The organism is Streptomyces sp. HB132 (genome assembly GCF_016909575.1).
In the GTDB taxonomy this organism is placed as follows: Bacteria; Actinomycetota; Actinomycetes; order Streptomycetales; family Streptomycetaceae; genus Streptomyces.
The window spans coordinates 105,461-115,668 of the sequence record NZ_JAFBGA010000021.1 but is presented as its reverse complement, the minus strand read 5'-3'; the positions used below and the strand labels follow the sequence as shown (position 1 = coordinate 115,668).

9 protein-coding genes are annotated in these 10,208 nt (G+C 70.2%); 2 read left to right on the top strand and 7 right to left on the bottom strand.

The genetic code is table 11. The features are described 5' to 3' along the window. Positions 1–945, bottom strand: a 945-nt coding sequence (locus JOC24_RS30630) for a polyketide synthase dehydratase domain-containing protein (protein ID WP_205023688.1), incomplete at its 3' end; no start/stop codon positions are given. Beyond that, complete coding sequence (locus tag JOC24_RS34305; protein WP_374104545.1) at positions 942–1,406, bottom strand: hypothetical protein; 465 nt, start codon at positions 1,404–1,406, stop codon at positions 942–944. The genes JOC24_RS34305 and JOC24_RS30630, both read right to left, overlap by 4 nt. Positions 1,407–2,650: 1,244 nt before the next feature. Between JOC24_RS34305 and JOC24_RS30625 the strand changes: the two genes are divergently transcribed. After that, positions 2,651–3,019, top strand: coding sequence for a hypothetical protein (locus JOC24_RS30625; protein WP_205023687.1), 369 nt, complete (start codon positions 2,651–2,653; stop codon positions 3,017–3,019). A 57-nt stretch (positions 3,020–3,076) separates the two neighbouring features. Further along, complete coding sequence (locus JOC24_RS30620; RefSeq protein WP_205023686.1) at positions 3,077–5,089, top strand: serine/threonine protein kinase; 2,013 nt, start codon at positions 3,077–3,079, stop codon at positions 5,087–5,089. A 268-nt stretch (positions 5,090–5,357) separates the two neighbouring features. Here JOC24_RS30620 and JOC24_RS30615 read toward each other — a convergent pair whose 3' ends face one another. The 5 genes from JOC24_RS30615 to JOC24_RS30595 all read right to left on the bottom strand — a co-directional run bounded on the left by JOC24_RS30615 (position 5,358) and on the right by JOC24_RS30595 (position 10,178). Beyond that, entirely contained in the window at positions 5,358–5,720 is a 363-nt protein-coding gene (locus JOC24_RS30615) for a deoxyxylulose-5-phosphate synthase (protein WP_205023685.1), read from the bottom strand. Between the two features lie 57 nt (positions 5,721–5,777). Further along, positions 5,778–6,269 (bottom strand): hypothetical protein, encoded by a 492-nt coding sequence (locus tag JOC24_RS30610; RefSeq protein ID WP_205023684.1) that lies wholly within the window; start codon positions 6,267–6,269, stop codon positions 5,778–5,780. Positions 6,270–6,325: 56 nt separating this feature from the next. Continuing rightward, entirely contained in the window at positions 6,326–8,038 is a 1,713-nt protein-coding gene (locus JOC24_RS30605) for a hypothetical protein (RefSeq protein ID WP_239581206.1), read from the bottom strand. Between the two features lie 220 nt (positions 8,039–8,258). Beyond that, positions 8,259–9,674 (bottom strand): PepSY-associated TM helix domain-containing protein, encoded by a 1,416-nt coding sequence (locus JOC24_RS30600; RefSeq protein ID WP_239581205.1) that lies wholly within the window; start codon positions 9,672–9,674, stop codon positions 8,259–8,261. A 279-nt stretch (positions 9,675–9,953) separates the two neighbouring features. Then, entirely contained in the window at positions 9,954–10,178 is a 225-nt protein-coding gene (locus JOC24_RS30595; RefSeq protein ID WP_205023682.1) for a hypothetical protein, read from the bottom strand. Positions 10,179–10,208 lie beyond the last annotated feature (30 nt).

The window sequence follows — 10,208 nt, the reverse complement described above, 5'->3', positions numbered from 1 at the left end:
CCGCAGCACAGCCGAAACGACCGCGGAATCCACCACCGGCGCGACAGCGGAAGGCAGCACCGCGGAAGGCAGCACCGCGGACGACACGGCCGGAGTGCCGCCGCGGACGTCGAGCGCGCCGACCGCCCGTATGCGCTTGGCGACGAACTGCCCGACCTCGGCCACCTTCTGGCCGGCCTCGTCGTAGAACTCCACCACGAGACGTATGAGTTCGTCGTCGCGGCGAACGGAGTCGGCCGGCACACGCACGTAGCAGCGGCCGCCGAGCGGCCCGGCCGCGCGGAACCGGTCGAACATCAGCGGGAGGTAGAGGCCCGGGCCGTCGTTGTCGCCGTGCAGCATGCCCAGGGCGACACCGCCGCCCAGGAGCCCGGCTTCGAAGAGGGCGGGGTGGAAGAGGAACGCACCGGTGGAGGACTGGTGTTCAGGGGCGAGCTCCAGCTCGGCGATCCAGTCGCCGGGACGGTGGTGGACCGCGCCGCCGAGCTTCATCAGACCCGAATGGAAGAGCTCGTACTCCCGGCACCAGGTGTAGATCTCGTCCATGGTGGTGCGTCGGGTCACCCCTTGGACGGGTATCGGAAGCCGCTCCGTGAAGGCGACGGGGGCGCGGTGGTGCGCGGTGACGACGGCGTGGAGGACGTCGTCGGTGTCCTGGGCGCGACGGCTGCGCACCTCGATGCGCCACCCTCCGCCGGCCGCTGGACGCCCCTCGACGGTGGTCAGTACGGCGTCATCCGGTCCCGCGACGAGCGGCGCGAGGATGGTGAGGTTGCGCAGCTCCACCTCGGGCATCGGGTGTCCGTGCCTGGCGAGCACCTGGAGCACCAGGTCCACATAGCCGACACCGGGCAGCAGGCTGCGGCCGTACACGACGTGCCCGTGCAACAACGGGTTGTCGGCGGTGACGGTGAAGCTTTCGGTGAACGTGGGCGAGGCGGTCATCGGTTTTCCGTCCCAAGAGAGGCGCGCGAGGGTGCCCGGGTGTGCGATGCGCGAGCCGGGGATTCGTTCACGGACAGGGGGAGAGCGATGGCTGTCGGAACGGCCCCGTAGCGGTGCGTCCAGCGCCGCCCCGTGAGCCGGGGTATCGGATTTCCGGCGGGAAGCGGGGCGCTTTCCTCGACGTCGACGCCTAGGGAACGCGGCCGACGGGCCCGCGCCGGCGCACGGTAGCCGGAGCAGTGCGTCGTGCCGCCGACCTCTTCGGCCGGCGGACGCGGAGTCGTGTGAGGCCCGGGCGGCAGGAGGAACAGGGAAATACCCGGTTCACCGAGCGCGGTGCGACCACACCGGCGCACCGTCGGGTCTTCACGCCGGCGCACTGGTACGGCATCGGCGACGGCCGCCCGTTCCTCGGCGTAGAAGTTGACGTCCACGTAGCCGTCGAATACCTCAGCGGACATCACGTCAGCGCAAAGCGAATCCTCGATCACTGTTTCCCCCGTGCCCCGTTCTCCAGCCGTTCACCGAATGGTCAGCGATAAGCTGACCGATTTCAGCGAAATTGACGGTCCGGTTCACGGTCGAGATCTATACGGCCGAGCATGTGCGAGCGCACGCGTCTTCCCCCCGTTGGTCGCTTGCGTCTTTTGGTTGCGAGATGGGCTCACACAGGTGGCACCATGGCCAGGCGGAGGCTGTGCGGCCGCGCATCGGTCCCGTTCCCCGCGATTAAGGGCGCGGGACGCGCCCAGGACGGCCACGCCGGAATGCCGATGCCCGGAGTCAGTGACCGCAGAATGGACCAGAGAAAGACAATCACCGAGATGCTGCCCCCCAGTCCATGCGGCATGAGGTTTCCTCACCCGCCCCCCGTTCGAATCGACAGCTTAGGTTGACTGATTAGGGCCGTCAACCGCCTCTTGGGGATCATGCAACTCGACACTTATGTCCGATACCGCGCAACGGTCGACCCCCGCGCGGGGAAAGAGGAAAGCGGAATTTCCCCATACCGCTATCACGCCTGACGGGAACGGGCCCGCGACAGCAAGTGGACCCGAGCGCGTGCGGCGGTGATCCACGCATCGACGGCCGCTCCGGCAGGCGTGCGACCGGACTGGCCGCCACGCGGCGGGGGGAGCGGTCGACGACGTCTTCATGACCCGATTCGGTAGATGAAGACCCTCCGGATGTCCACATCCCCGACGACTCCCGTCGGCCCCAGCGGCGGCCCGTATCCGCCCACCTGGCTCGCGGCACGGATCAGCGGGGCGGCGGATACACCAGGAACTGCGGCTGCCCGCGCGGCGGAGCCTCGAGTCCCGTGCGATGCGGCACCCGATCTGCCGGACGCCGACGACCGGCACCCCACCACAACCGCACACACGTGCACGGGGAATTGGAGACCGTCGACCCCCCGCACGCAATACGTGCACTGAGTTCACAACTTCGTGCTAAAACTTGAGCGCGCACCCCGCTCGATCACGCGCGGGGCGCCCAAGGACTGCCCCGTAGTCCCAGGTGGATCAGCGCGCGGCGTCAGATTCGGTGCATCGCGAGGCGGAGGGACGTCCGCATATGGGACACACTCGGGCGTTCCGACCACGCGGCGAGGTGCCGTAGCCACCGTGGGCCCGCCAGGGATCACGGGACAGACCTTGGGCTCTGAGCCGGGTTCGAGACCGAACGCCGGGGTGGGGAGAGGGCGATGAGGAAGAATACGCCGGAGTACGAACGGGCTCTGGACGCCGTGGTCGACATCCTGCGGGAACGTGCACGAGCGGGTGCGGCACCGCTGTCGTACGGAGATCTGAGCGCCGAGTTGGCCGGGCGCCGTCATCAAGTCCCCGCTCACGATGGGCCCATGCCCTACCTCCTCGAGGACGCCTCCGCCCGGGAGAGCCCGGACGGTTCACTGCCGCTGCTCTCAGCTCTCGTAGTCCTGCGAGAGACCGGTCGACTCTCCGCCGGCTTCTTCAAGTTGGCTCGACGTGCGCCGTACAGGCGGTCGGGTGACGACACCGAGCTCTGGATCGCGGAGATCACGCAGCTCGCGGGGCACTTCGCTGCTCGCTGAAGGCTCGTCGGCCAGGGCGGGAACAGGCCGCCGCAGTTCCGTACGAAGGAAGAACTCGTGAGCGAAAACGGCTCCGGCGGAAGAGTCCGGCCGGCTCGCCCCGGCGATCCCCGACGCATAGGTCCGTACCACATCATCGGCCGTCTCGGCGCCGGCGGCATGGGCACCGTCCACGCGGGAGTCGCCTCCGACGGGATGCGCCTGGCGGTCAAGGTGATCCATCCCGAGCAGGCTCAGGACCCGGAGTTCAGGGCACGCTTCCGGCGCGAGGTGGAGCTGTCCTCCCGCGTCACCGGACCACATCTGGTACCGCTGCTCGCCGCCGATCCGGACGCGCCGACCCCGTGGCTGGCCACAGCCTACGTTCCGGGCCCGACACTGAACGAGCACGTGAACGCGCACGGGCCGCTCGCGGAAGGAAGTCTCCACGCCTTCGCCACCGCCACCGCACACGCGTTGGCCGCCATCCACGCCGCGGGGGTGGTGCACCGTGATGTGAAACCGCAGAATGTCCTGCTCACACCCATCGGCCCCCAGGTGCTGGACTTCGGCATCGCACACGCCTCCGACGGCACCAGTGTCACCCGTACCGGGGTCATGACCGGCACCCCCGGCTGGATCAGCCCCGAGCAGTACCGTCAGGGCACCGCGGGTCCGGCGGGTGACATGTTCGCGTGGGGAGCACTCGTGGCCTACGCGGCCACCGGCCGGCTCCCCTTCGGTGCCGGGGCGCCCGATGTGGTGGCCTTCCGTGTGATGTCGGGCGAGGCGGACCTGGACGGCCTCCCCGTGACACTGCGCGAGACCGTGGCGAAGGCGCTGGCCCAGGAGCCCGGTGACCGCCCGTCAGCCGCCGTAGCCGCACAGGAGTGCGCGGTACTGCTGGCCTCTCAGGTCACTCAGGTGGCCGGGGCCGGTGCGATGCCGACGACGGCCGTGGACATGGTCACGGCCGTCTGGGAGGTGCCGGCCGCGGAGGATCCCGCTTGGAGCCTGCCCGCGAACCGTAGCCGTTCGAGGAAGCGGCTGGCCGGTGCCGTCGTCCTCGCGGCCGCCGTCATCGGCTGCCTGGCCGGAGGAGTGGCTGCATGGACGCCCGGTGACAACGGGGACAGCCCTCACACACCCGTGTCCGCGACCTCGGCGTCACCGCCGGCCTCGACCGGAACCGGTCATCCTTCGGCCGACACCGCGCACCAGGACGAGGCGGCGAAACCGGCGTCCGGGACCGGCGGTGCGGCGAGCGTGGCGAGTTGGAAGGAGGCGCGAGCGGCGCAGGGGGCGGGCGAGCACGACGTGGCGCGTGCGGTCCTGCACGACGAGGGGGTCGGGGCGCAGGAACTCGGCGACGGCGTGGACTTCGTTCCGGGGACCGTGCGGTTTCACGCGTCGCGCCGGGAGGTCTACCTCTCGTACCGCCTGGCCTCGGACGAACAGGGGGTGATGTACGCGGAGACGGAGATCGCCCAGGTGATGTGTCTGACGGCGCGGGACCTCGTTCTGCGTCTGCACCCGGACCTGCCCTACCGCACGTACGTCATGGTCAAGGAGGAGCCGGGCCAGGATCCCCAGGTGACGTGGCAGGACGATTTCGTCGCCGAATCCTCGTGCCGGTCGGCCACCGACGACGGCACCGGGCGGAACTCGGATGTTTCGCAGGGCTGGCAACCCGACGAGGACGGCCTGGGGCAGGCGATGGTCCCCAGCACCGACGGCGCGGAGATCCGGGTCGCGGACGGCGCCGCCAGGAAGATCATCGCGGGGACCAACGGGATGCGCCGGACGCTCGGCACCGATCGTGTGCTCGGCAACGCGCAGATCAAGGTGGGCTTCGACCCCTACAACTCCGTGATGTACGTGTGGTCGGACTACGTCCTGTGGGACGAACAGCAGGTCGAGTCCTGGGCGGGTCTGGCATCGGGCGAGGCGTGCCGGGCTCTCGTGGGTGAAAGGGAGAGGGCGGGAAGCACCTGGCCGTACTCCCGCTACGCCGTGGGGCAGATCGGCGGGTCCGGGTATCTGATGATCCGTTCGGGCACGGCCACCGCACAGGCCGACTGTCCGGCCTGAGCAGCGGGGCCGGACCGCGGCCCGGGGTTGGCGCTCTGCCTTGCCGGGGGACCGCAAGCATCGGAAAGACGGCCCGGGCCGGCGGACCGAGCGTGAGCGCGCTGCGGTTCTACGACCGTGCCGGTGAGGGCCGGCCCCCGCCTGGGTGGACGCGGCCGGCGGCTACCGCCGTTACGAGCCGGCGCACTTGGAAGCGGCCCGACCTTCTCGGCCCTCCTGCCGGACCGGCTGGAGGGCCGACCTCCGTGAGGGTACGGCTCGCCCTCGTCTACGTCCGCCCGTCTCGGCCGCGCGGCGGGGAGAAGGGCACCGCGTACCGTATGAGTGACCTCGCGAAGGGCTCGCCGCAGCGCTGGGCGTACGTCATCCGCTCGCGGACCTCCCGCACGGTGCGGGGACGGTACCCAGGTCCGCCGCAACAGCTCTTGTGGAAGCGGACTCCCGCGTGCAGCAGCACGGACAGCGTCCGCCAGGCGGCGGTGTCCCGACGGCGGGGGGCCGCGAACGCGGAGCCCACGTGGATCAGCGGCTGCGCGCAGCGCGGACAGATCCGCTGCCTGTCCCTGTCGTAGGGCTGCTTGTACGAAGCCCGGCAGGGCAGACAGACGAAGGAGGTCTTTCCGTGAGGCATGTCGCCAGGGTAGGCGGCGCAGGTGGCGATATCGAGTGGCGTACGGCGGAGTGAGTGTCAGCAGGTCAAGTCACCCGACGAGCTGGGCTCGTCGGCTCCCGTGCCGTACCGGAGGCCTTCCCACGTCCGGTAGCCGACGGCCACGTTGCGGCAGGCGGTGACCTGGACGGCCGCGAGTCCGCGGCGGTCCTCCAGAGTGGTCTCGACGCCTTCACCTAGGCCGTAGTCGTTGGCGTCCCCGATCTCGCCGAGTTGGTTGACCAAATCGGCGTCGACACCCGCGGCGGCGAGGGCATCCTCGAGCGAGGCGTCGTCCTCGGTCGCCTCATCCGTCGGCGCGGCTTCCATGTTCGGCTCGTCGGCGGGTGCGGCCGACTCCGTCCCGTCCTCCGTGACTGCGGAGGTATGCGCGGTGGTCGGTCCGGTGGCACTGCCGCGGCCGCCGACCGCGAACGCGGCAACGACGAGCAGGGCAGTGCCGGCCGCACGGCGGTAGCGGGACATGCGGGGGGCGACTCCGGAGGCGGTGAACAGGCTGGAACCGTCCACTGGTTACTCGAAGAGACCCGAGGGTTCGAAGACAGCGATCTTGGCTGGAACGGCGCTCACCTCGGCGTCTTCCGCGCTCCGGCGTCGCCGGCTCCGGGCAGGGGGCGGGCACCCTGCGACGGGTTCTTCGCCTTCTTCCCCCGCTGCGTCCCTTTCGCTCGCGCCGACTGCTTCGCGGCTGCGGCTGCTGCCCTCTTCGCGTCCGCCGTCTCCTTGGCGCGCCGGCTCTGCCTGGGCTTCCGCGCCGGTGTGTCCGCTCGGCTGTCGAGCCAGCGGCGGGTGGTCGCCATCTCGGCGACCAGCTGGGTGCGTTGCGGTTCCGGAAGCCTCGTCAGTGCCTCTTCCGCTCGTGCGATGAGGGCCGCGGCATACCTGGGCCTGGGTCCGCGTCTCTGTCGTGCGCCGCGCAGCGCGTGCCGAATCTCCGTGTCACGGAGCAGGGGAACACCCGTGAGGCCCTCCGGCTCGGGCCGGGCGGACTGTCGGACCGGGCCGCCCTGGACATGGACGATGGTCCGGCGCTGTACGGGTTCCGCACCCTGTGCGGCGAGCTGACCGTCAACGGTCAGCCGCAGCCGCGGCGGAGCCGTACGGGACGGTATCCCGTGCACGGCGAACGCCCGGTCCGCCTCACGCCGGCACCATCGTCCGAGTACCGCCGCCGTCGCGGGAACACCGCAACCGACAGCGGCGACCACATCCCCCACATAGGACGGCGGGCCGCTCTCCCCGGCCAGGATCAGTGCCGACAGCAGCAAGCCCTCGTCACTGCCGACGGTCTCCTCCATGGCGACCAGCAGTGCGACACGTTCCGGGACGGACAGCGTGAGCAGATCGCTGCCTGCGGTTCGTGCGAGCGCCTCCCAGGTGGGCCGGGTACGGAACCTGGCCGCGGTCACCAGCGCCTCGTTCAGCGCGACCACCTGTTCCTCGCGGGACCGCCCCACAATCACCGCCCCGCGCCCAGCTCCCGCCGCGGCGGCCGGGCCGGTTGTCGAACGCCGGTACGACTCCGCTCCCGGGACCCGGAGCCCCGTGGATGCCAGCGCACAGGCGTCGAGGGACACCCAGTCGGTGCTTCGCCGGGGATCCTGCGCCCTGAGACGGATACGCCGCACCGCACCGTGTGTCACGAAGCGGAAGCGGAGCAGGTATCCGTACTCGTCGTACAGCTCCTCCATGGTCTCCGGATGTGCTGCGCCCGGTCCGAAGACCCAGTCGAGGGTGGCCGATTCATCGGAGAGCCTCCGACGGGCCTGGTGCCACTCCGCGTGTGCGAGCCTGCTGAACTGGAAGCGCACATGCTGTTTGCCCGCGCCCACCCGGAAGTCGACAGCGTCCCCGGGGCCGGTTCCCAGGTTGCGTGAAGTCGCACGCGCCTTCAGGCTGTTACGGCCGCTCCAGGCGGCGAGGTCGTCCTTGATGAAGAGATGGTCCGCGTCGGCCGCGCCGGTGACCGCACGGTGGCAGGAGGTGTGGGGCCGGTGAGCGAAGTGGCAGACCTTGTCGCGGTACAGACGGTCCGACAGTTCATGGCCGCAACCGCCCAACTGCGTGCCGCACCAGTAGGTGTAGGCGGGGTGGCGTCGTCGCCAACTGGTCAGTTCGTCGGCGTCCGCCGGAAGGATGATCGCGCGTCCGGAGTTCCGGCTGCCGATCACCGCGGTCTGTACGAGTCTGCCGTCCGAGCCGTTCATGCGTTCCCCCAGGCCACGCCCGCCTGCCGGGAGGGTGGGCAGCGGTTGACCGGCCCCCAGTATGTGATTCATGCACTCAGTTCACAAGAGGTGAACGTCGGGATCGAGTACGGGGGCGGCCGCACTCGCGTGGCCGGCAACACAGGCTCAGGGGACGTCGGACGCGAAGACCGGGCGAACGGAACAGAAGGGCGATGGACAAGCGGCTTCTTCGAGCCGATGCGAGCGAAGACGCCACCGTCCGCGCGGGACGCTCGCCCCGCTGTTCCGTTCGGAGCCCTTGCCCGCCCTGTCAGTCGGCCGGCGCGTACGTGCGCCTTCCGCGGCGATAGCTGATCTCCCCCAGGAGGACGTCGACGGCGACGAACAGGGCCAGCGGTATACCGAGGAGCGGCACGAAGTAGCCGACGACCGCGACGCCGGCCATCAGCGGCACGAGCACGTGGGGCGGGACCTTCTGCCAGGCGCCGCGTGGCATGGGACGGCCGAAGGCCGAACCGCGTCCGCGCCGCCACCACATCCGGTAGCCGAGCAGGATCAGCAGGATCACACCGCCGGTGAGGGCAGCCAGCACCAGCTGATTGGCCAGACCGAACAGGACGCCCGTGTGAGCGTCGATGCCCCAGCGGGACAGTTTGGCGAGCAGCGGGTAGTCGGCGAACCGCACCACGTCGGTCACCTCGCCGGTGGCCGGATCGATGGCGACCGCGTCCTGCTTCTCGGGCCAGCTGCGCTGGATCTGGCTCACGACGTAGGCGGAGGAGGCGTCGGCCGGCGGCACGATCTCCACCGGGTTCGAAAGGCGCACGCCGCGAGCGGCGTCAAGGACGGCGTCCAGGCCGACGTCCTCGGCCGGTGTGCCGCCGGATCCGCCCGACTGCGTGTGCTCGGCGTGTTCGCCGCCGGACGCGAGGCCCGCGGAGACGGTCGGAGTGCTCTGGTTGATGGCCTCGCGCAGGTCGGAGACGTTCTGACCGGCATACGTCGACCAGGTCAGACCTGTGGCGGAGAGGAAGAAGAGCCCGACTGCCGCCCAGGCTCCCACAGTGCCGTGCAGGGAGAGCGTGCGCCTGCGTCCTGTCGTGCCGCGCACCTTGCGGCGGGCCCTGCGCCTTCCGAACCACAGGATGAGACCGCCTGCGGCTATCACCCACATCCAGCTCGCGGCGAGTTCGCTGTAGAGACGGCCGGTCTCGCCCAGGTGGAGGTCACGGTGGAACTCGTCGATCCAGGTACGCAGGGGCAGTGCGCCCGTCGAGCCGTACTGCTCCAGTGCCCCCGCGATGTCGCCTGTGTAGGGGTCCACGAACACGGCGAGCGTGTGACCCTCGTCCACGCCCTTCACGCCGGACAGGAGAACACGTGTCGTCGCGCCGTCTTCCGGAGACGGGCGTATCGCGCTGATCGCTCCTTCGGGATGTGCCTGTCGGGCAGCTGACACCTGCTGCGAGATCGGCAGCTCGCTCGTGCCCACAGGAACCCGGAGTTCATCCGCGTACACGATCTTCTCGGCCTGGTACGAGCCGGCGTAGAGGAGACCGGTCATGGCCGCGACCAGGAGGAACGGGGCTATCAGTACGCCGGCGTAGAAGTGGAGTCTCATCACCAGCGGCCGGAGGGACGCCCATGTCTCACGGCCTCCGGATCCGCCGGGCCGGCGAGTTCTCTGCTCTTCGGCTGAGGCACGGACTGCTGGTTCGACGGACAAGGCTGCTCTCCTGAAAGGCGTGGGGCGCGGGCGGACCGAAGGCCGGGGTCGGCCGGTCAGGGAGTCGGCTGCGGACGCGGAGCAGTTCCTGGCGCTACCTGTGGTCTGCGCCACACCCGTCCGGTAGGCGGAGGGCCGGTCCGGTGGACGGCTGCGTGGGACTCCCGACCGCGAGGGGGCGTGAGACAGGAGGTCGTGGTCCCGGAGGGCGTCGTCGCCGTCCACCGCCGGGGCCGCGCCGACGGCCCAGGCTCCGGACAGAGGCCGTCCGCGGCCGCGTCAGGCCGTCGCCACCGCGTCGAGTCTGCCGGCCTTCGCCTCGGCCACCAGGTCCGCGAACTGGTCGGCGCTCATCTGGACGCGCTGGCCGAAGTCGTCGGTGATGACGATGCGGCGGTCCTCTTCAGCGGCGGGGTCGACGAAGAGCTGTGGGCACCCGCAGTTGCAGTTCCCGCAGAACGTGGCCACGGGTTCGAGGTCGGGTGAGAGGAAGTGGTCGGTCATCGCGTACACCTTCCGCAGGTGGTCGACTGC